Origin of the sequence: Nocardiopsis listeri NBRC 13360, assembly GCF_001570765.1 — a bacterium.
Classification (GTDB): domain Bacteria; phylum Actinomycetota; class Actinomycetes; order Streptosporangiales; family Streptosporangiaceae; genus Nocardiopsis; species Nocardiopsis listeri.
Window position 1 is genome coordinate 1 of sequence record NZ_BCSH01000075.1, and the last position, 20,396, is coordinate 20,396.

The window sequence follows — 20,396 nt, forward strand, 5'->3', positions numbered from 1 at the left end:
CAGGCGCCCCTTCAACACGGCACCTCGCGGCGTTGCCAAAAGCTCACATAAGAACCACTATGAGGGCTTCCCGCCGCCTTGCGATGCACCATCCTGAACGCTTCTCCTTAACGGGCGGACCCCGCCTGGCGCGGCCCTGGCCTCACGCACAGCGCGGACCTCGGCGATCACGCGCGCGGCCGCGGCGTCGGGGTCCTCATGCTCCCACACTCGCACCACCCGCCACCCCTCCTCGTTCAGTCGGGCGTTGGTGTCGGCGTCGCGAGCCCGATTGACGCGCACCTTCTCCGCCCAGTAGCCGGCGTTGGTGGCGGCCTTGGTGTGGTGTTCGGGACAACCGTGCCAGAAACAACCGTCGACGAACACCGCGACCTTGATCCGGGAGAACACCAGGTCGGCCGTGCGCCGGAACCCCGCCAGGGGCCGCACCGAGACCCGGTAACGCAACCCGGCCGCGTGCACTCTACGGCGGATCGCCAACTCCGGTCGTGTGTCACGCCCCTTGTTGGACCGCATGCTCTTACGGGTGCCCTCGTTCGCCGCTCGTGTCGGCCGTCGCGCGTCCATCGCCTTCGATCCTAACGATTCGCCCACGCGAGACGCCTCATCTATCTTGAACCTCATGCTCACGGACGACTCGATCACCATCGTCGACCTGTTCTCGGGGTGTGGCGGGCTCACCGCGGGCTTCCACTCCTACCGGGCACCAGGACGCGACGACTCTCCTTTCCGTACCGTGGGCGCGGTCGAGCACGACCTGGCGGCGGCCTCCACCTACGCGGCCAACTTCGGCGAGCACACCGGTATCGAACGTGTCCACGCCGGTGACATCGAGGCCTGGGATCCCGGTGTGGTCCAAGAGGAAGTGGACGTCATCCTGGGCGGCCCGCCCTGCCAAGGGTTCTCGGCGCTCAACAAGAAGAACCTGCTCAACGACCAGGGCGACGCCCGCAACGTGCTCTGGCGTGAGTACGTGCGGGTGGTCCGGGCCCTGCGTCCCAAGGTGTTCGTGATCGAGAACGTGGCGCGATTCCTGGACTCGGGAGAGTACGCGCTGTTGCGCGCCGAGACCGAGGGCCCGGGCGGGCTGCTGGGCGAGTACGAGCTGACCGAGGCCCGGGTGCTCAACGCGGCCGACTACGGGGTCCCCCAGGCCCGCCGTAGAGCCATCGTGTTGGCCACCCGACGGGACGTGCTCGCCGCCTCCCCCGAAGGGCTGGGGCTGGACCACCCCCGCCCCACGCACACACGCGTCCGGCGCGGCGGCCCCGTGCCCGGACCGGTCGAAACCGTGGTGGGGGGCGGTGCGCCGCTGTCGCCGTGGGAGACGGTGGAGTCGATCTTCGCCAAGACCCCGCGCGCGACCACCACGACCGAACTGCCCGCGCGCTCCTGTGCACCGCTGGGGGTGGAGCTTCCCGGGGCCTACCGGACCTTCGAACTGCATCTGGGCCGCAATCCCAGGCCCCTGTCACGTCTGCGCTACGAGGCGATCCCGCCCGGGGGCAATCGCAACGACCTGCCGCCGGAGCTGTCCACGCGTGCCTGGTTGCGGCACCGGACCGGGACCGGTGACGTCATGGGCCGCCTGCGCTCGGACCGCCCCTCGGTCACCATCCGCACCGAGTTCTTCAAACCCGAGAAGGGGCGCTACCTGCACCCCAGTGAGCACCGGCCGATCACGCACATGGAGGCCGCCTACATCCAGGGTTTCGACGAGGACTTCCGCTGGTGCGGGAGCAAGTTGCAGATCGCCCGCCAGATCGGCAACGCCGTGCCGGTGGGGTTGGCCTCGGCGTTGGCCGGCCAGGTGTACCGGTACCTGGTAGGGGTGGGTGTGGTGACCGAGCCCCTGCTCCCGACGGCACCCTGAGTCGGTGGGGGCGAGCCGTCATGGCGAAGGGCCCGTCGATGTCTCCGGCGGACCCCATGCCTGTGGAAGGTGGGACTATCCCGGTCGCAGACGGAAGACCTGTAGTCGCATGTCGTAGTACTTCTCGGTCTCGCCGACCCATTCCATGCCCAGTCTTCGGGCCACCGCGATGGCTCTTTCGTTCTTGGGCCGGGCGACCGCGAACACCTCCTCGATGCCCTGCTCGAAGGCCCAGGCGATGATGGCCTTGCTGGCCTCGGTCGCGTACCCCTGGCCCCATACCTCGGGGCGAAGGGCCCAGGTCAGTTCGAAGTCCTCCTCGAAGGGCGGGAGCAGCTTCAGTGAAAGCCCTCCCACCAGCTCTCCGTCCTCCTTGCGAACGATCGCCCAACGCCCGGCGGGTGGGATCAGGTTCGGTCCCGCCTCGATCCAGGCGTGGAGCACCGAGCGCATGGCGCTGTCGTCGGTCACCGGTTGCCATTCCGGCGTCAGCCAGTGCGCGACCTCGTCGGCCCCGTACACCTGTAGGGCCGCTTCGGCGTCGTCCAGCTCCCACTCCCTGATCAGGAGTCGGTCGGTTGGCAGCTCAAGGCTCATATCACAACGTTAGCGTCCTACGAAGCACCGGCACAGGGGGGCTGCCGTATGAGTCCGGATCCCTTGCCTCATAGGGCGTGGACCAAGGGTGACAAGGCCTCCTCGACCGGGGGATCCGACGATGGGAGCTTTCCGTGACCCCCTTCACACGGAGCGCATCGGTCGTTAGGATCCCGGAGTGGGAGCGCTCCCAGGCCCTGGGTCCCTCCCTGTCCCCCGACTCCGATCCGCTAGGAGTGAACGAGAGATGACAACGCCACGCACGGCCATGGGGGCCGTGACCGCGGTGACGCTGGGCCTGCTCCTCGCAGGCTGTGCCTCACCCGTACAGACCGTCTCCCACGCCGAGGAGGCGCCCGAGACGCCCCGGGAGAGCGGGTTCTACGTCAACCCCGACGCCTCCGCGGCCCGGTGGGTGGCCGAGAACCCCGACGACCCACGGGCCGCGCTCATCGAAGAGCGCATCGCGAGCGTGGCCCAGGCGACCTGGTTCGCCAACTACGACCCCACCACCATCGAGGCCGAGGTGGACGCCCTGGCCTCGGCCGCCGAGGCGGACGGCACCGTGCCGGTCATGGTCGTCTACAACGTCCCCGGACGCGACTGCGGCAACCACAGCGACGGCGGCGCCCCCGACCACGAGTCCTACCGCGCCTGGATCGACTCCTTCGCCGCCGGCCTGGACGGACGCCCCGCCACCATCGTGGTCGAACCCGACGCGCTGTCGCTCATGGGCACCTGCGAAGGCCAACCACCGGCCGAGGTCATGGACTCCATCGCCTACGCCGGAGGCACCCTGCGCGAGGCCTCCGACCAAGCACGCGTCTACCTCGACATCGGCAACTCGAACTGGCACGCGCCCGAGGACGTCGCCGAACTGCTGCACGGCGTGGACGCGGGCGAGAACGCCCACGGCATCGCCACCAACACCTCCAACTACCGCACCACCGCCGACGAGGTCGCCTACGCCGAGGCCATCGTGGCCGTCAGTGGCCTGGACCTGACCGCGGTCGTGGACACCAGCCGCAACGGCAACGGGCCCACTGAGGACAGCGAGTGGTGCGACCCGCCCGGCCGTGCCCTGGGCACCGAGACCACCACCGACACCGGCAGCCCGGTCGTGGACGCCTTCGTGTGGGTGAAGTTGCCCGGCGAGGCCGATGGGTGCGCGGGACCGGCCGGATCCTTCCTCCCCGACATCGCCTATGAGTTGGCCGAGAACGCCGGAGGCTGACCGAACTCACGCGGCGGCCGGTTCCCGTCGTGTGGAGGAGGTCGCCGGAGCCGACCGGTTCCGGCTCCGGCGACCTTCGCGCCCTTGTGTCGCAAGACTCCTTCCATCGCAAGACACAGACGTAAATTCTTTCCCATAAGCGACATTTTCTTGCAATGATGTGGGGGATTCTTCCAATCGGCCTCACCGGAGCGTCCCCACATGCGGTTCAGCCACGATCCCCACCACGACGGATCCCCCGACTACCTGACCGTGAACGGGGACCACGTCCACGTGCGGCTACGGGTCCCCGGCGACGCGGACGGGGTGTACGCACGCGTGGTCGAAGATGGTGAGGCCGTGCTGATCGAGGCCCACCTGGAACACCGGGCCGAGGGAGTGAGCTGGTACGGGGTGGCCCTGCCCCGGCTGGAGGTGGTCACCACCTACCGGTTCGCCATCGTGCGCGACCGCCACTACACCTGGTTGAACCAGGAGGGCCCGCACGACCACGAGGTCACCGACGACGGCGACTTCCGCCTCCTGGACTCTCCAGCCCCACCCGACTGGGTACCGGCGACCACCGTCTACCAGGTCTTCCCCGACCGTTTCGCCCGCGATGACGACTCCATCGACTCCCCGGCCGACCACCCCGAGTGGGCCGTGCCCCGGGACTGGGACCACGAACCCGCCGGGTCCGGCCTCCTGGCGTCTCGGGAGTTCTACGGCGGAACCCTGGAAGGCGTGCGCCGGCACTTGGACCACCTGGCCGACCTGGGCGCCGAGGTGGTGTACCTGACCCCCTTCTTCCCCGCCAGGTCCACCCACCGCTACGACGCCTCCTCCTTCGACGAGGTCGACCCCTGGCTGGGCGGAGACGCCGCGCTGACCGCACTGATCCGCGAGGCGCACGCGCGCGGCATGCGGGTGATGGGCGACCTGACCACCAACCACACCGGCGACGAGCACGAGTGGTTCCTCTCCGCCAAGGCCGACTCCGGCGCGCCCGAGGCCGGTTTCTACTACTTCACCTCCCACCCAGAGGAGTACGTGAGCTGGCTGGGGGTGCGCTCCCTGCCCAAGCTCGACTACACCGACACCGAGCTGCGCGAGCGCGTGTACCGGGCCGATGACTCTGTGCTGGTCTCGCGCCTGACCGGTGAGGATCCGCTGGACGGGTGGCGGATCGACGTGGCCAACATGACCGGCCGCCTCGGTGCCCTGGACCTCAACCACGAGGTGTCCGGTGAGATCGCCTCGCGCATGCGCGAGGCCGCCCCGCGCGCCTGGCTGCTGGCCGAGCACTTCTACGACGCCGGCCCCGACACCCGCCACGACGGTTGGCACGGTGTGATGAACTACGCCGGGTTCACCCGCCCGGTGTGGGCGTGGTTGAACACCGGCCCCGAGGGGGTGCGGTACGCGGCCACGCACACCTCCGCTCCGCTGCCCTCCAGCGGGGCCGCCGAGGCGGTGCGGGCGCTGCGGGCGGCCAACGCGGGGCTGCCCTGGCGGGTGCGCACCCACAGCGTGAACGCGTTGAGCACCCACGACTCGGCACGTTTTCGCACGGTGGTGGGCGACGCGGTGCGCCAGGCGGTGGGGGTGGCCGCCCAGGCCACCCTGCCGGGGGTTCCGTTCGTGTTCGCCGGGGACGAGATCGGGCTACTGGGACGCGATGGAGAGAACTCACGCCGCACGATGCCCTGGCACCGGACCCAGGACTGGGACACCGATGTGCTGGCGGCCCACCGTCGGCTGTTGGCGCTGCACCGGGAGGTGCCGGCGCTGCAGTCGGGGGGTCTGCGCTGGTTGGACGCCGGTGAGCACCACATGACGTTCCTGCGCACCTTGGGCGAGCAGGTGGTGTTGGTGCACCTGACCGATGGGCCGCATGAGGAGATCGGTTGTGTCCTGCACGACCTGGACTCCCGGGACCTGAAGGTGGTCGAGAGCGGCGGCGGGGTCAAGGCCGGCCTGGAGGACGAGGTGACGCTGGCGGCCTCCGGTCCCGGATTCGTGGTGGCCGTGGGAACGAGCACCCTGCCCGGCCTCGGCTGAGGATCCTCGGACGCGTGCGGCGCGGGACCCCCACAGGATGCGCGCGAGTCGAACCTCAGCGCCCCCGGCACTGATCGAGACGTGCCGCCTGACGCGTCAGGTGCTCGCGTTCGGCCAGGTCGGTGGCCTTGTGGGCGGCTTCGGCGTACAGCCGGGCCGCCATGTCCAGGTCACCGGCGCGCTCGTGCAGATGCCCCGCCACCGCGCTGTGGCGGGGCAGCGACTCCTCCAGCTCGGCGAGCGCCGCCAGACCCGCGCCCGGACCATCGGCCTCGCCGACGGCCACCGCGCGGTTCAGTCGTATCACCGGGCTCCGGTTCAGCCGGACGAGTTCGTCGTACCACTCCACGATCTGCGCCCAGTCGGTCTCCTCGGCCCTGGGCGCGTCGGCGTGCAACGCGGCGATGGCGGCCTGGGCCTGGTACTCGCCCAACCGGTCCCGAGCCAGGGCGGCCTGTAGGATCCCGACCCCCTCGGCGATCACTCCGGTGTCCCAACGACGTCGATCCTGTTCGGCGAGCGGCACCAGAGCCCCCTCGGGTGTGGTCCGTGCGCAGCGCCTGGCCTGGTGCAACAGCATGAGGGCGAGCAGACCCGCCGACTCCGGGTGGTCCAAGGCGGCGTGGACCCGGCGGGTGAGCCGAATCGCCTCGGCGGCGAGGTCGACCTCGCCGGAGTAGCCCTCGTTGAAGATCAGATACAGGACGCGCAGCACCGTGGCCGCGTCACCGGGTCGGTCCAGGCGTACCCCGGCCACGGTGCGCTTGGCGCGGCTGATGCGCTGGGCCATGGTCGCCTCGGGTACCAGGTAGGCGTGGGCGATCTGACGGGTGGTCAACCCGCCGACCGCGCGCAGGGTGAGCGCGACCGCGGACGAGGGACTCAACGACGGATGAGCGCACAGGAAGTACAGCCGAAGCGTGTCGTCAACAGCGGAGGCCGGTCCGGGCACCGGTTCCTCCTGGAGGATCTCCTCCCGTCGACGGCGGGCGCTCTCGGAGCGGGCCGCGTCGAGGAACCGGCGCCAGGCCACGGTGACCAACCACCCCTTGGCGTCCCGGGGTGGGTCGGTGGGCCACACGCGCAGGGCTTCGACCAGGGCGTCCTGCACGGCGTCCTCGGCCGCCGCGAAGTCGGCTCCGCGGCGGACCAGGATCGTCAGGACGCTCGGGGTGAGGGCGCGCAGCAGGGCCTCGTCCACCGGCTCAGTCCTCGATGGTGGGCGGCTCGTTCAGGAACGGGCGCAGTTCGAGCCATTCGTGGACGGGTCGCCCACCGGCACCAGGGGCGGCCGACAGCTCCGCGGCCAGTTCCAGGGCGCGTTCACGGCTGTCGACGTCGATGACCATCCACCCGGCGATGAGGTCCTTGGTCTCGGCGAAGGGCCCGTCGGTGACCGGTGGCCGGCCCTCCCCGTCGTAGCGCACGAACGTGCCCTCGGGGGCCAGGGCCTGGGAATCGACGAACTCCCCGGTCTTCTCCAGCCGGTCGGCGAAGTCGCGCATGTACTTCACGTGCGCGGAGATCTCCTGCGATGTCCACTGATCCATGGGCACGTCGTTGACCGCCGCCGGTGCGCCCCGGTAGTGCTTGAGCAACAGGTACTTGGCCATGGTGATCCTCCTCGGTCTCCGCGACCGGTCATGGTCGCGTTCATCCCTGGGACGGAGCGGGTCACGGGTTCTCGACATCCGGGCGAAGACTTTTTCGCGGGTGGGCAGCGGGCACACCGAGAGCGGCGGTGTGCGAGACCTCCCGATAGGTACAGATCACCACATCGAAGGCCCTCGCGCCACCGTCGGCGGGGTGGCCTGTGGACGAGTCCGGGGGTCAGGGCAGGGTGGCCCTGATGTCCCTGGTGATGCGGGCGACCAGTTCGCCGGTGCGGCCGGTGAAGTAGAAGTGGCCCCCGGGCAGGGTGTGGTGTGCGAAGTCGCCATGGACGTGCTCTCCCCAACCGGACAGGCGTTCGGGGGTCATGCCAAGATCCTCGGCGCCACCGAAGACCGACAGCGGAACCCGCAGGGGCGGGGCCTGGGGGTCGGGGCTCCAGGTGTCGACCACCCGCAGGTCGGCGCGGACCAACGGTTCGACGTAGGCCCACAGTTCGGGGTCCTCCAACGCGTGGTGCGGGGTGCCGCCCATCGCCGCGATGGCCTCACGTAGGCGTCCGGAAGGAACACGGTGCCGGGGTTCGGCCCGTTCGGGGCCGGGGACGGGACTCCAGGCGGAGACGCCCAACCAGGTGGGCGGGGTTTCGGTCAGACGGTGGGTCATCTCGTAGGCGACCAGGGCGCCCATGCTGTGCCCGAACAGACCGTAGGGGCGGTCGAGTTCGGGACGCACGATGTCGCACAGGTGATCGGCCAGGGGTCCGGCCTCACGGAAGGGTTCCTCGTCGGACCTGCGCGCCCGCCCGGGGGCGTCCACCAGGCAGATCTCCCAGTCGGAGGGAAAGTGCCGGACCCACCCGCGGTACCCCAGGTGGGAGCCGCCCGCATGGTGCAGGACGAAGAGCCGAAAGCGGCTGTGGGGTACGGGTCTGATCCGGGTCAGGGCGCCCTCGTGCACGGGTCTGCTCGCCTTCTTACTTACGGGTAACAAAGCGAACCTACCAGCCGGTAATGATTTTCGGACAACCGGGAGCGTCCACCCGCGTCCTCCCCGTGACCGAACTCGCACACGTCCATCCCCCGTCCTCGCCTCGGCACCGGCCCGCACCACCCCGCCTGCCCGCCCCACCCGGGTACCCACACCCGGAAACCACCGCGCCCCGAGTCCCGCCCAGCTCCTCTCAGGTCTTCCACGGTGCCCCAGACGGGCTGATCCGCATCGGCCGTGGCGAGTGCCCGGAGGCGAAAACCACTCGTGTGTGCGTCCCCGGGTCCGGCACACTGACCGCTGGTCGATGATCCGGGGCGAGGGGCGTGCGGTGGGATGGGTTCCAGGGGCACTACGGCACCGGCGTCTACGTCTGCTGCTGGCCGGACGCGCTCTCGGTGACCTGGGGTCCGAGATGCTCCCGGTGGTGATGGTGGGCCTGGTGCTGGTCGAACACGGGCCACTCTTGTTGGGTCTGGTGTTGGGCGTACGAGGGGCCACCGGGTCGTTGTTCGTCCTGCTGACCGGTGCTTTGCTCACCCGAGTGCGCAAATCCACCGCGCTCGCCTTCAACGACGCCGTGCAGGCCGTGGTGATGACCGGCTTCGCTCTGGGCCCCGACACGGCCTGGTGGCTGCTCGCCCTGGCGGCGCTGAGCGGGGTGTCCGGGTCGGTGGCCGAACCGGCGGCCGGTTCGATGATGCCGCTGATCGTGCCCACCGAGCGACTACGGGAGGCCAACGCCCTGCGCAACGTCGTGGGCCGCGCCACCGGCATCACCGGCCCCGCGCTGGCCGGGGTGCTGGTCGTGGCCTTGGACGTGCGCGCCGTGTTCTGGCTCATCGCGGCACTTTTCATGGTGTGCGCGGGCGTACTGTCGCTGATCCGGGAGGTCCCGCCCACGGATGAGTGGACCACCGAGACCATGGGGGCGAGCCTGCGCGCGGGCTGGGGCGAGGTAGTGCGCCGCCCCTGGGTACTGGCCATCATCGTGGTGGCCACCGTCCAGGCCCGGCCACCCTGGCCCCCGGGTTCGTGCTGTTGCCGATCGTGGTCGCCGACTCCTACCCCGCACCCGTCTACGGGCCGGCACTGTCGTGCATGGCCTCCGGGCAACTGGCGGGCGGCGTCCTGGCCACCCGGTGGAAACCCGCCCGACCGGGGCTGGTCTCCCTGACCGGGGTGCTGTTCTTCCCGCTGGTGCTGCTCGGATTGGCGCTGACCGTGCCGGCACCGGTCCTGTTGGCCGGTTACCTGGCCACCGGTGTGGGTTTCATGCTCTTCGGCGTGTACTGGTACACCGCCCTGCAACGCTCCATCCCCCAGGAGAGACTGAGCGTGGTCATCGGCATCGACCAGGTCGGCAGCTTCGGTCTGGAGCCGGTCGGCTACGCGGTGGCCGGCACCCTGGCCCAGACCGTGGGTGCCAAGCCGGTCCTGTACGGGGCGGCCGTGGTGGGTGTGGTCACCGGCCTGCTGCCGCTTCTGGTGCCCGGGGTGAACCGCCTGGCCGACCCCACGCCCGAACCCGAGCGCTGAAAAGCCCCCCAGCGCGGGAACCCCACGCCCGCCCCGAGCGACGTCAGTGGTCGAGCACCGATCACCACCCCCTTGGGAGGCACCCCCGTGGACACCACCGCCCGACCCCAGCGACCCCCAGCCCCGTCACCGGGAGTATGGGCGCGGCTGCGCCCCCTGGTGCTGCGCCTGCACTTCTACGCCGGGGTCCTCATCGCCCCCTTCGTCGCCGTGGCCGCCGTCTCCGGAATGTTGTACGTGTGGACTCCACAACTGGAGAACGCCCTCTACCAGGATCTGCTTCGGGTTCCCGAAACCACCGAGAGCATCGACCGAACCCCGCTCACCCTGGCCGAACAGGTACGCACCGCCGAGGCGGAGTTCCCCGGTTCCCGGGCCGATTCGGTGCGCCCATCCACCGAATCCGAGGACACCACCCGGGTCCTGCTCGATGTCCCCGGTCACGACCCCGACGCGCACTCGGGCGCGCAGACCGCGGTGTTCGTCGACCCCTACCGGGGCGAGGTCGTCGGGGTGAGCGAGAGCTACGGCACCAGTGGCGCGCTACCGGTGCGCACCTGGATCAGTCAGTTCCATCGCCACCTGCACCTGGGCGAGGTGGGCCGCGTCTACAGCGAACTCGCCGCGAGCTGGGTGTGGGTGGTGGCCCTGGGCGGGCTGGCCCTGTGGGTGGGCCGTACCCGACGCCGCCGTGTGCGTCCCACCGCCGGACGCTCCCGCACCGTCTCTCGGCACGCGGTAGTGGGCGTGTGGCTGCTGGTGGGGGTGTTGATGATCTCGGCGACCGGCCTGACCTGGTCGAAGTTCGCCGGGCAGAACGTCACGGATCTGCGCGAGGCCCTGTCGTGGACCACTCCGGTGGCGTCCACCGACACCCTCGCGGCGAACCCCGGTGTGGACGCGGGCATCGACGCCGCCCTGGACTCGGCGCGCGGAGCCGGACTGGAGGGCCCCCTCACGGTGCGGATGCCCACCGACCACGTCTCCCCCTACGTCATCACCGAACTGGACCGTTCCTGGCCCACCCGGGCCGACGAGGTGTCCCTGGCACAGGACACCGGCCAGGTGATCGACGTGGTGCGCTTCGCCGACCACCCCCTCATGGCCAAACTCGCCCGTTGGGGCGTGGACCTGCACATGGGATTGCTGTTCGGGGTCGCCAACCAGGTCCTGATGACCGTGCTGGCCGGCGGCCTGCTGTACACGATCGCGTTGGGATACCGGTCCTGGTGGCAGCGCAGGCCCACCCGTGGGCGGGCGGGGATGGGACGCGCCCACCCCCGCGGTTCCTTCCTCGCCCTGTCATGGCCGCTGAAGACGATGGTGGTGGCCGTGGCCGCCGCCCTGTCCTGGGCCCTGCCCGTCCTGGGTGCGTCCCTGCTGTTCTTCCTGGTGGTGGACACGGTGCTGGGGTGGCGTGCGGGCGACCTCAGTGGTGGTCGTGCTCTTCGGAGTGCTCGCCCTGACCCGACCCCCCGGTCATCTCCCGCACCGGAACCTCCAGTTCCGCATCAGTCCCACTCGCGAAATCGAGCGTGACGGTGACCGCGTCCCCGACCCGCAACGGGTCGGGGATGTCCTCGACCATGACGTGGTACCCGCCCTCGATGAAGGTGGTGGTGCCCCCGGCCGGCACCGGAACCTCCTCGACGGAGCGCATGGTCGAGGCACCCGACTCTGTGGTCTCGGTGCGGTGCAGACCGGCCTCCGGTGAGGCGCTGGTGCTCACGCCCACCACGGCGTCGTCATCGGAGGCGGTGTTGGTGACCGCCAGGTAGACCACCCCCACCTCGGGGTTGGCCGGCTCCGGCATCCAGGCGTCCTCGACCATCAGGTCCCCCACGTGGGCCCGCCCACCGGGTTCGGCGGCCGCCTCGGCCGGTTCGGCCTCCCCCGGGTCGGTGGTGCCGCAGGCGACCAACACCGAACACAGGGCGAGGGCGGTCAGGGTGGTGCGACGCGGGTAACGCATGGGGAGGCCTTTCGTCGGGGACGCTCTGTCAGGGACACTCACCCCTTCACGTCGCCCACGCGACCCACCGGGTTCCCACGACCCGCGTGGAAACCCGGTGGCGCCGCTCACCCCCACAGCTCCGGGCCCGGCACCTGCCCCTCGTCCCTCACCGGCGGCACCGCGAACACCGCACCACCCTCGTGGCGGATGTACTCACCGAGCGCGTCCCCGCCCTCGTCCAGGCTGCGCTGCACGGCGGTGAAACCGGTACGCGGATCGGCCTGCCAGGCTGTGAACAACAGCCCCGCGTCCACCCGCCCCTCCGAGTCCCATCCCAGGTCGTAGTCGAAGCCGCGCCGGAGCATGTGCGCCCCCAGGGTGTTCTCCGCGGAGGCCAACCGGATGTGCGCGTTCGGGGCGATCACCTGCCGCCCCGCGTCGTCCCGGGCCACCAGGTTCGGCCGGTCGTCCTCCTTCGAACCGCCCAGGGGCGCCCCATCGTCCAAACGCCGACCCACCACCTGTTCCCGCTCGTCTTCGGAGAGCGCGAACCAGCCGTCCAACAGCATGCGGATCCGCCGCACCACCACGTAGGTGCCACCGTCCATCCACGCCGTGGCCGGATCGGGGTGTGCGGCCAGGACCTGCGAGGCGAACACCGCCTGGTCCGGGTGCGGGTTGACCGTGCCGTCGACCTGCCCCATGAGGTTGCGCGGGGTGGCCGAGGGGTCCTTGGCCGTGACCGCGCCGCGCCGAAAGCCCGGCAGCGCCCACCGCACCCGCACGCGCCCTCCCACGAGGTCGACCAGGTGGCGGGCGGCGGCCCCGGCCACCACCGGATCCTCCGCCCCCACGTGCAACATCAGGTCCCCGTCGCACCACTCCTCACGGAGCCGATCCCCGGCGAAGTCCGGCAGGTCCTCCAGCTCCTCGGGCCGCCGATCACCCAGCCCGGCCCGCTCCAACAGGGAGCCGCCCAACCCCAGGGTGATCCCCAACGAGGCCGGATGCAGCCCTTGGGTGGGCGCGCCCTCCACCACACCCTCCAGCCCGTGTTCGTGCAACGCCCGGATCTCCTCCCGCCAGGCCTGCGCAACCTCTCCGGCCCGGGCCGCCACCTCCTCCGGTCCGCCCGCGACCACGTCCAGCGCCACCACCCGCACATGGGACGGCGTGGGGGTGAGCAGCGCCGGCGGCAACCCGTCCCGATACCCGCCCCGGGACAGCGTCACCGCCAAGGCCGGGTCGGGCTCCGGGCGATTCACACCCGCGCCCAACAGACCACCGGCGGCCAACCCCACCGCCCCGGCCGCTCCACCGGTCAACAGTCCGCGCCGAGAGGGCCCCTTCACAACAGCTCCTCGGCCAACACCGGGAGCAGTTCGGCCACCTGGTCGGCCTCCACTCCCTCGTCGAACATGCCGGCGGCCTCACCACCCTCGGTCAGGACGATGATCCGCCCACCGTGGGAGACCAGGTAGTCGCCATCGGTCTCCTGCGGCGCCTCGATGGGGATCCCGTAGTCGCCGGCGGCCACCACGATGTCCTCCATCTCGCCCCGCACCCCCTGGAACCCGGGGTCGAAGCGGTCCAACCAGGAACGCAACTGCTCGTCGGTGTCCCGGGCCGGGTCACTGGTCACCATGACCACGTCCACGTCATCGGCGACCTCCCCCGCCTCCTCCAGGGCCAGGTCGATCTCGGCCATGGTCATCGGGCACACGTCCGGGCAGCTCGTGTATCCGAAGAACAGCAGGGTGAGCCGGTCGGGATCCACGTCGGTGAACCGCCACGCCTCACCGTCCACGTCCACCAACTCCACCGAAGAGGCCGCCATCGGCTCATCGGACAGGTCCAGGTAGTGCTCGACCTCCGCCAGGCCACCACCCGCGGAGCACGCCACCGCGCTCGACAACGTGGCCGCGGCGAGGATCGCGCCCACCGGGCGCCACAACCGGGCCAGGGAGAATCGGTCGGTCACGGTTTCGGTCATGTCAGGTCTTCTTCCGTACTCATCGAATCGACATCCACGAACGCGGGGCGGACCATCACGCCGCCTCGCGCACCAATCGGGCCAGGTCCCGGCGCCCACGCGCCACACGCGAGCGCACGGTGCCCACCGGCACCCCCAACAGCGCCGCGGCCTCGGCGTAGGGCATCCGGTGCACCTGGGTCAGCACGAAGGCCCGGCGCCGCTGCTCGGGCAATTCCTCCAGCAGCGCCACCAACGCCAGGTACTCGTCGAAACGGCCCGGGGCGGCCGCCCCCGCGCCCAAACAGCCCTCCACGTCCCGCACCGGGTCGATACGCGGGGTGCGCTCGCGCACCCGGTAACGATCCACCACGGTGTGGCGGGCCACCGACAACAACCAGGCCCGCACCGGCGCCCGACCCGAGTAGCCGGGCAGTCCGCGCAGGGCCCGGGTGTAGGTCTCCTGGGTCAGGTCGTCCACCCAGCCCGGATCGACCCTCCGAGCGATGTAGCGCCGCACGTCCTCACGGGTCAGCGTGAACAGCGCGTCGATCGCCTCGGGGGCACCCCGCCCGGCGCGCAACGCCAGACGGGACAGGTTCGGGGGGTCTTCGTTCGAGGTCACCGGTGCGGTCGCCACCATCGCGCGCACACCGTCTTCACCCACGGTCATCACATTCGAGCCTTCGGTCATCGCACGCGTCGACACCCGACCACGACACGACCCGGGAAGGACATGACCGAGATCAGGAGGGCGCGGGCGTCCTGACGACGCCACGAGGCGCCGAGGGAACACGCCAGGACCGCCACCCGCGGACCGAAACACGCACCCACCACCACGACGCGCCGGGCGCGCCACAAGGGGTCGATCCACGCTCGCCCTCAGGCGGCGAGCACGACCGGTGGACCTCTCAGGACCCGGGTGTGGCGCAGCACCGAAGGCCCGACCGGCAACGGCCGCTCCGGTGGGACGAACCGGGCGGCGAGCACCGGTTCCAGGCTCGGCAGCGCCCCGACCACCAGCAACAACGGCACCAGGGACAGTGCCATGAACCGCAAGAACGCGAAGAGGGCGTCCTCGCCCAACCGCAACCACCAGGCGCTCACCAACGCCATGACCACGTGCATCCCGATCATGGCCCACGCCGGCATCGACTGCGCGGCCATCTCGCCCACACCGTGGTCACCGTGGCCGCCGCCCCACCCTTGGGCGGCACTGAAGGTCACGTGCAGCGCGAACTGGCCCCAGAGCATGCGGGCGGTCAACGACCACACCCCCAGGCGCCGTGTGGTCGAGGCCCAGGCCATCGTCCACACCAGCGCGCCGCCCAGCGCCAACCCGAGCAACGGTACGTCCTGCCCCGAGCTCAACGCGTGTCCGATCGCGGACAGGCTCGCGCACACCAGGGTGAACACCCCGGCGCGCAGCGATCGGCAAGGCGGGCTCTTCGGCATCGTCCTCATCGTCGCACCCGCTCACGACGCCCGCATACCGGGGTAGAGGGACGCTTCGCCCCCTGTTCTAGACTCGACCACGTTCCCGGTTGAGAAGAGGCCCGCCCGTGACCCTGTCCCCGCTCGCCCTACTGCGCGAGTGGCCCGCGCGTACCGACGACACGGCCCTCCAAGAGTTCGTGCTCATCGGTAACCGGCTCGACCTGCCGACCCTGGAACGTCACGTGCTGCCCACCGCACGAGAGATGGGCGCCGCGACCACCGTGCTCGGCGCCACCGCGCCCGGGGCCGAACCGGCGGCGCTGTCCCGGCCCGACCGCGCCTTGGCCCTGATCGAGGCCGATGTCCCCGACCCGTTGCCCGAACTGGCGCTGTTGGTGGGTGGAGCGCACGTGGTGGCGGCCTTCGGCGGTGGCGCCCCCGCCGCGGAACAACGACCTTGGACCGTGCTGAGCGGCGGACCCCAGGGGGTGCCCTGGGCGCTGGCCGACCTGGGCACGTGGCTGCGTCTGCGTGCGAGCGCGCCCGCCGTGCCCGCCGCCATGTCCGAGCGCCTCCGCCTGGTGGCCGACCTTGTGGAGGATCTGCTGCTGACCGACCCGGTGGAGTCCCACGCTCGGATCCTGCACGATGGGGAGGAGTCCCTGCTCACCCGGCTACCGCAAGGCCCCGTGGGCGAGTTGTGTCTGTACGCCCCGCTGCGCGGCGCCGACGCACCCACGTTGGGGGCCCTGGCCCGGCACCTTTCTCCGGAGCGGGTGACGCTGGCCCTGCCCCCGGATTGGCCCGAGGAGGACACCGAGCAGGCGCTGCGCGTCCTGGCCGACGCGGGGTTGACGGCCAAGGCCCGCACCGTCCCCGACGGCCACCCCGCGCACGGTGGGCTCCTGGAGTGGGAGGAACCCCGGGGGCGGTACGCCCTGACCCTGGGTTCGCGCCTGAGCGCCCTGACCCGCACCGGGCAGGGCACGCTCACCGCCCTGGTCCCGGCCACCGCGCCACCGGAACCCGCTGCCGCGCAGGAGGACGATCACCTGAGCGATCTACTGGTGGAGTCGGGCGATCCGGGCTGGACGGTGGGGTTCGACTCCGGCATGTACCGGGTGCACGGTTCCTTCACCAACCCCGTACCCGTCGCGGCACGGGTCGTCGAACTCCTGGACCGGCGAATCCAGGGGCAGGGGCCCGTGTTGGTGCACGCCCAAGGCCCCAAGGCCTGGGCGTTGCTGGTGTGGAGCCGACCGATGATGCTGCTGGCCTCGGCCCCCAGGGGCAGCGCCTGGCGTCTGTACCGGGTCGATCCACCCGCCACCCCCGCCTCCCGGTTGGGTGGCGAGGGCCTGTCCCAGGTGGGGTTGGTGCGTACCAGCGCTCCCCTGCACCGGGCCCCGCACCGCGACATCGGTGCTTTCCTGCACACACTGAACACCGACCACATCACCCTGCTCGAAAACGTCGGTTTCTTGGACAAACCTCTGTGAACCACCACCGGTGCCGGTGCGAGGTAGTGCGATGACCTCCCGCTAGAGTCGACACTCATGCGGATTCTCGTACTGGGCGGTACCTCCTTCGTGGGACGGTTCATCGTCACCAACGCCATAGAGCGGGGCCACGACGTCACCCTGTTCAATCGGGGCCGGACCGGCACCGATCTCTTCCCTGGGGTGAAACGCCTGGTCGGGGACCGCGACGACGGGGAACTGTCCTCCCTGGAGGAGGGTTCCTTCGACGCCGTGGTGGACGTCAGCGGCATGGTCCCGCGTCACGTGCGCCAGGCCGCCCGGGTTCTCCAGGACCGAGTGGACCGCTACCTGTTCATCTCCACCAACGCCGTGTACGCCCCCGGAGCCGGCCCCGGCGCCGATGAGACGGCCCCCTTGAAGGAACCGGAGTGGAACACCGAGGTGATCGGCGCGACCACCTACGGGACGCTCAAGGTCGCCTGCGAACACGAACTCGACACCCACTTCGGTGATCGCGCCACCATCGTGCGCCCCGGCATGCTCGCCGGCCCCCACGACAACGTCGACCAGTTCACCTACTGGGTACGAAGAGTCGCCCGAGGCGGGAAGGTCGTCCTACCCGGGGACCCGGGCCAACCCGTGCAGATCCTGGACGCGCGCGACCTGGCCCACCTGGTGGTGCGCCTGCTCGAACAGGACCTGGGCGGGGTGTACAACGCCATGGGCCCGGCCCAACCCCTCACCCTGTCCGAGATGATCCACACCTGCGCCCGGGCGGCCCAGGCCGGCATCGACCTGGTGTTGGTACCACCGGAGACCGTCATGGCCCGCTTCCCCCTGGTGCGCTCCGACCGCACCTGGGAACAGTCCTTCCAACGCGACTTCAGCCGCGCCCGCGAGGTCGGACTGCCCTCCACCCCGTTGGAGACCACCGCCGCCGACGTGTTGGCGTGGGATCGCGAACGAGGCGAACCACCCCTGGAGCCGGCCCCCGACCCGCAGGTGGAACGCAACCTGTTGGCCTACATCCAGGGCTAGGGAACCGGACACGTGGAGGCTCGGCGGAGGTGGGAGGCGGGCCCCGCACTACCCGTCCCGACCCAAACGCCCCCTCACTCGACGCCCCGCGCCGCAAAGACGCCGCCACAGCGCCCGCGCCCCACCCACCGAAGAGCGATCCTCGGCCCCCTCCTCGGGCACGGCCGGCGCCGTGGCCCCACCGCCCTCACCTTGACCGATCTCGGCCGCCCTGGCGTGCAGACGTTCCCTCACCTGCTCCGGGGTGTAGGCACGACGCTGCCGCTCGGCACGCACGATCGCCACCCCACTGGCCGCCACACCCACGAAAGCGGCCACTCCCAACGCTTTCCACCACTTCATAGCTCCTAGGCTAGGCCCCGTGACGAACACGAGCATGTCCCTGGACGAAGCGGTGGAGTCGACCCGCACCGGAGACCTGTGGGTCTTCCGAGGCACCAGCGTGCCCGACCGGGCCATCCAGATCACCACCAACAGCCCCGTCAACCACGTCGGGATGTCACTGGTCATCGACGACCTGCCCCCGCTGATGTGGCACGCCGAACTGGGCCGCTCCCTGGTGGACATGTGGACCGGCACCCACCAGCGCGGGGTCCAACTACACGACCTGCGCGACGCCGTCCTGGTGTGGGGCCGCCGCTACGGCCAACAGGGCTGGCTGCGCCAACTCGACCCGCTCGCCGACCGGGCCATGGAGGACGCCGCCCTGCGCACGGTCGCCCGACTCAACGGCACCCCCTTCCCCTCCACCGCCCAACTGGCCGGACGCTGGGCCCTGGGGCGCGTGCCCTTCACCCGCGCCGCGCGCGAGCGACGCCTGGAGACCGCCTACTGCGCCGAGGTCGTCGCCCTGACCTACGAAGAGATGGGTCTGCTGCCCAAGGGCAAACGCCCCGGCTATTACGACCCCGGCCGGTTCTGGAGCGGCGACTCCCTGACCCTGCGGGGCGAGTCCACCCTGGGCGGAGAGATCCGGATCCAACTGCCCTATCTCTAAGCGCCTCCACCGGCGCTTCGGCGTGTTCGGGCACCTGGGAGTCAAGAACCTTCGGCACCTTTGGCGTGATAGCGAAAAAGCTTGCTATCCCACCGCCGACACCTCCCCGGGTTTCCAGTGGACAGGGTCTGACGGCGCCCGAACGATAACCCCCGTGGATCATGGGCCAGGGCCCACACCAGGTTTCGTGGCCACGGCGTTGGGGCAAACGCCCGGGTGTGCCGCCTCCGGCGGTGACGGAAGAAGGGGGCCGATGAGCGAGCACGCACTGGACGAGGACGACGTCGCCGAATCCCGACTGGCCCTGCGTCGGGCACACCTGCGGTGTCTGGCCTTCCGTGATCCCGTCGACCGGAGAGAACACCTGGCCTTGGTCCTGGGCGAGGTCACCGACGGCGAGGACGTCCTCGTGCGCGTGCACTCCGAATGCGTCACCGGTGACGTCTTCGGCGCGCTGCGCTGCGAATGCGGCGACCAACTCCACGCCGCCCTGGACCGGGTCATCACCGAGGGACGCGGTGTCCTGGTCTACCTGCGCGGACACGAGGGCCGCGGCATCGGCCTGCTCGACAAGGTCCGCACCATGGGTCTACAGGACAGCCATGGCCTGGACACCGTGGACTCGGCCACCGCGCTGGGCCTGCCCGTGGACGTACGCGACTACGCCCCCGCCGCCCGTCTCCTGCGCCACCAGGGCGTGCGCTCGATCCGGCTGTTGTCCAACAACCCCGACAAGGTCCTAGCCCTCCAGGACCACGGCCTCAAGGTCACCGCCCGCCTACCACTGCTGGCCGACGCCCACACCGACAACATCGACTACCTGACCGCCAAACGCGACCGGCTCGGCCACGACCTCCCCCACCTGGATCGCTCCCCCGGATTCGGAGCCGACGGCAGCCGTGAGTGACCGCGCCACCCACCGCCTGAGCGCCCGCCCGGCCACCGCGCTCACCATCGCCGTGTGCGCCGGAGCGGCCCTGCTGACGCTCCTGACCCTCACCACCGGGTTGGGCGCACGCGGCTGGACGGCCGCCACCATGTACACGCTCCTGGCCACGGCGCTACTGGGTGCGGCCCTTCGCCACCACCACCATCGGACCCTGGGACCGGCCGACCTGGTCACCTCGGCCCGCGTCGTCCTCATCGGCGTCGTCACCGCCCTGGTCGCCGACGGTGACCACACCTGGGCCCTGGTCGCCGTCGCCGTGCCCGCGATGGCGCTGGACGCACTCGACGGCATCGTCGCACGCGGCACCGGCACCCGCTCCGACTTCGGCGCCCGCTTCGACATGGAGGCCGACGCCTTCCTCATCCTCGTGCTCAGCGTCCAGGTCGCCCAGGATCTGGGGCCCTGGGTACTGCTGATCGGCGCGGCGCGCTACCTTTTCGGCGCCGCCGCCCTGGTCCTGCCCCGACTACGCGGCCCCCTACCGCCCGCCACGGCCCGCAAGACCATCGCCGCCGCCCAACCCATCGTGCTCACCGTCGCCGTCTCGGGCATACTTCCCCCACCGGCAACGACCATCGCCGTGGCCGCGGCACTGACCGCGCTGCTGTGGTCGTTCACACGCGACGTGGCGGGTCTGTGGCGCCCGCGCCCACCCCGGGCCACCGCCACCGAAGGGAGCTGAGG

22 protein-coding genes are annotated in these 20,396 nt (G+C 70.7%); 11 read left to right on the top strand and 11 right to left on the bottom strand.

What is annotated here, in order from left to right:
- Window positions 1-57 precede the first annotated feature (57 nt).
- Entirely contained in the window at window positions 58-567 is a 510-nt protein-coding gene (locus tag NLI01S_RS20565) for a very short patch repair endonuclease (RefSeq protein WP_223809320.1), read from the bottom strand.
- A 55-nt stretch (window positions 568-622) separates the two neighbouring features.
- On the opposite strand from NLI01S_RS20565, the gene NLI01S_RS20570 reads away from it, so the two are divergent.
- Complete coding sequence (locus tag NLI01S_RS20570; protein WP_067607096.1) at window positions 623-1,873, top strand: DNA cytosine methyltransferase; 1,251 nt, start codon at window positions 623-625, stop codon at window positions 1,871-1,873.
- A gap of 75 nt (window positions 1,874-1,948) precedes the next feature.
- Here NLI01S_RS20570 and NLI01S_RS20575 read toward each other — a convergent pair whose 3' ends face one another.
- On the bottom strand, window positions 1,949-2,470 hold the full coding sequence (locus NLI01S_RS20575; protein WP_067607098.1) for a GNAT family N-acetyltransferase: 522 nt from the start codon (window positions 2,468-2,470) through the stop codon (window positions 1,949-1,951).
- Window positions 2,471-2,717: 247 nt separating this feature from the next.
- Here NLI01S_RS20575 and NLI01S_RS20580 point away from each other — a divergent pair, with 247 nt between their 5' ends.
- Entirely contained in the window at window positions 2,718-3,704 is a 987-nt protein-coding gene (locus NLI01S_RS20580; protein WP_067607100.1) for a glycoside hydrolase family 6 protein, read from the top strand.
- A gap of 201 nt (window positions 3,705-3,905) precedes the next feature.
- Window positions 3,906-5,744 (top strand): glycoside hydrolase family 13 protein, encoded by a 1,839-nt coding sequence (locus tag NLI01S_RS20585; protein ID WP_067607103.1) that lies wholly within the window; start codon window positions 3,906-3,908, stop codon window positions 5,742-5,744.
- Window positions 5,745-5,799: 55 nt separating this feature from the next.
- Here the strand turns inward: NLI01S_RS20585 and NLI01S_RS20590 are convergent, their stop codons facing one another.
- The 3 genes from NLI01S_RS20590 to NLI01S_RS20600 all read right to left on the bottom strand — a co-directional run bounded on the left by NLI01S_RS20590 (window position 5,800) and on the right by NLI01S_RS20600 (window position 8,315).
- A complete protein-coding gene (locus NLI01S_RS20590) occupies window positions 5,800-6,945 on the bottom strand; it encodes an RNA polymerase sigma factor (protein WP_067607105.1) in 1,146 nt (381 codons plus the stop codon).
- A gap of 4 nt (window positions 6,946-6,949) precedes the next feature.
- Window positions 6,950-7,357 (bottom strand): YciI family protein, encoded by a 408-nt coding sequence (locus tag NLI01S_RS20595; RefSeq protein WP_067607107.1) that lies wholly within the window; start codon window positions 7,355-7,357, stop codon window positions 6,950-6,952.
- Between the two features lie 217 nt (window positions 7,358-7,574).
- Window positions 7,575-8,315, bottom strand: coding sequence for a thioesterase II family protein (locus NLI01S_RS20600; protein ID WP_067607110.1), 741 nt, complete (start codon window positions 8,313-8,315; stop codon window positions 7,575-7,577).
- Between the two features lie 361 nt (window positions 8,316-8,676).
- On the opposite strand from NLI01S_RS20600, the gene NLI01S_RS20605 reads away from it, so the two are divergent.
- The 3 genes from NLI01S_RS20605 (at window position 8,677) to NLI01S_RS20610 (ending at window position 11,423) form a co-directional block, all read left to right on the top strand.
- Window positions 8,677-9,522, top strand: coding sequence for an MFS transporter (locus tag NLI01S_RS20605; RefSeq protein WP_223809321.1), 846 nt, complete (start codon window positions 8,677-8,679; stop codon window positions 9,520-9,522).
- A complete protein-coding gene (locus tag NLI01S_RS26490) occupies window positions 9,447-9,884 on the top strand; it encodes a hypothetical protein (protein ID WP_223809322.1) in 438 nt (145 codons plus the stop codon). Before NLI01S_RS20605 ends, NLI01S_RS26490 begins: the two co-directional genes overlap by 76 nt.
- Window positions 9,885-9,971: 87 nt before the next feature.
- Window positions 9,972-11,423 (top strand): PepSY-associated TM helix domain-containing protein, encoded by a 1,452-nt coding sequence (locus tag NLI01S_RS20610; RefSeq protein WP_067607111.1) that lies wholly within the window; start codon window positions 9,972-9,974, stop codon window positions 11,421-11,423.
- Here the strand turns inward: NLI01S_RS20610 and NLI01S_RS20615 are convergent.
- The 5 genes from NLI01S_RS20615 to NLI01S_RS20635 form a co-directional block, all read right to left on the bottom strand.
- Window positions 11,314-11,856 carry a copper chaperone PCu(A)C gene (locus tag NLI01S_RS20615; RefSeq protein ID WP_067607114.1) on the bottom strand — a complete coding sequence of 181 codons (543 nt, stop codon included), beginning with the start codon at window positions 11,854-11,856 and terminating at the stop codon, window positions 11,314-11,316. The two genes, NLI01S_RS20610 and NLI01S_RS20615, sit on opposite strands and share 110 nt — an antisense overlap.
- A 107-nt stretch (window positions 11,857-11,963) precedes the next feature.
- On the bottom strand, window positions 11,964-13,190 hold the full coding sequence (locus NLI01S_RS20620; protein WP_067607117.1) for a Dyp-type peroxidase: 1,227 nt from the start codon (window positions 13,188-13,190) through the stop codon (window positions 11,964-11,966).
- Window positions 13,187-13,831 (bottom strand): SCO family protein, encoded by a 645-nt coding sequence (locus NLI01S_RS20625; RefSeq protein WP_067607120.1) that lies wholly within the window; start codon window positions 13,829-13,831, stop codon window positions 13,187-13,189. The genes NLI01S_RS20620 and NLI01S_RS20625 overlap by 4 nt, the downstream gene beginning before the upstream one ends.
- 55 nt (window positions 13,832-13,886) lie before the next feature.
- Window positions 13,887-14,453: a sigma-70 family RNA polymerase sigma factor gene (locus NLI01S_RS20630; protein ID WP_371850626.1), complete on the bottom strand. Its 567-nt coding sequence runs from the start codon at window positions 14,451-14,453 to the stop codon at window positions 13,887-13,889.
- 239 nt (window positions 14,454-14,692) lie between these two features.
- Entirely contained in the window at window positions 14,693-15,274 is a 582-nt protein-coding gene (locus NLI01S_RS20635) for a hypothetical protein (protein WP_067607124.1), read from the bottom strand.
- A 98-nt stretch (window positions 15,275-15,372) separates the two neighbouring features.
- Here NLI01S_RS20635 and NLI01S_RS20640 point away from each other — a divergent pair, with 98 nt between their 5' ends.
- Window positions 15,373-16,746: a hypothetical protein gene (locus NLI01S_RS20640; protein WP_067607126.1), complete on the top strand. Its 1,374-nt coding sequence runs from the start codon at window positions 15,373-15,375 to the stop codon at window positions 16,744-16,746.
- A gap of 57 nt (window positions 16,747-16,803) precedes the next feature.
- The gene (locus tag NLI01S_RS20645) at window positions 16,804-17,766 is read left to right on the top strand and encodes an SDR family oxidoreductase (RefSeq protein WP_067607128.1); all 963 of its coding nucleotides are present in this window, start codon (window positions 16,804-16,806) and stop codon (window positions 17,764-17,766) included.
- Between the two features lie 48 nt (window positions 17,767-17,814).
- Here the strand turns inward: NLI01S_RS20645 and NLI01S_RS20650 are convergent, their stop codons facing one another.
- A complete protein-coding gene (locus NLI01S_RS20650; protein ID WP_157091093.1) occupies window positions 17,815-18,108 on the bottom strand; it encodes a hypothetical protein in 294 nt (97 codons plus the stop codon).
- Between the two features lie 34 nt (window positions 18,109-18,142).
- Between NLI01S_RS20650 and NLI01S_RS20655 the strand changes: the two genes are divergently transcribed.
- The 3 genes from NLI01S_RS20655 (at window position 18,143) to NLI01S_RS20665 (ending at window position 20,394) form a co-directional block, all read left to right on the top strand.
- Window positions 18,143-18,763, top strand: a complete 621-nt coding sequence (locus NLI01S_RS20655; RefSeq protein WP_067607130.1) for a hypothetical protein — start codon at window positions 18,143-18,145, stop codon at window positions 18,761-18,763.
- A 253-nt stretch (window positions 18,764-19,016) separates the two neighbouring features.
- Entirely contained in the window at window positions 19,017-19,670 is a 654-nt protein-coding gene (locus NLI01S_RS20660; protein WP_067607132.1) for a GTP cyclohydrolase II, read from the top strand.
- Window positions 19,663-20,394, top strand: a complete 732-nt coding sequence (locus NLI01S_RS20665) for a CDP-alcohol phosphatidyltransferase family protein (RefSeq protein WP_223809323.1) — start codon at window positions 19,663-19,665, stop codon at window positions 20,392-20,394. The genes NLI01S_RS20660 and NLI01S_RS20665 overlap by 8 nt, the downstream gene beginning before the upstream one ends.
- Window positions 20,395-20,396: the final 2 nt, after the last annotated feature.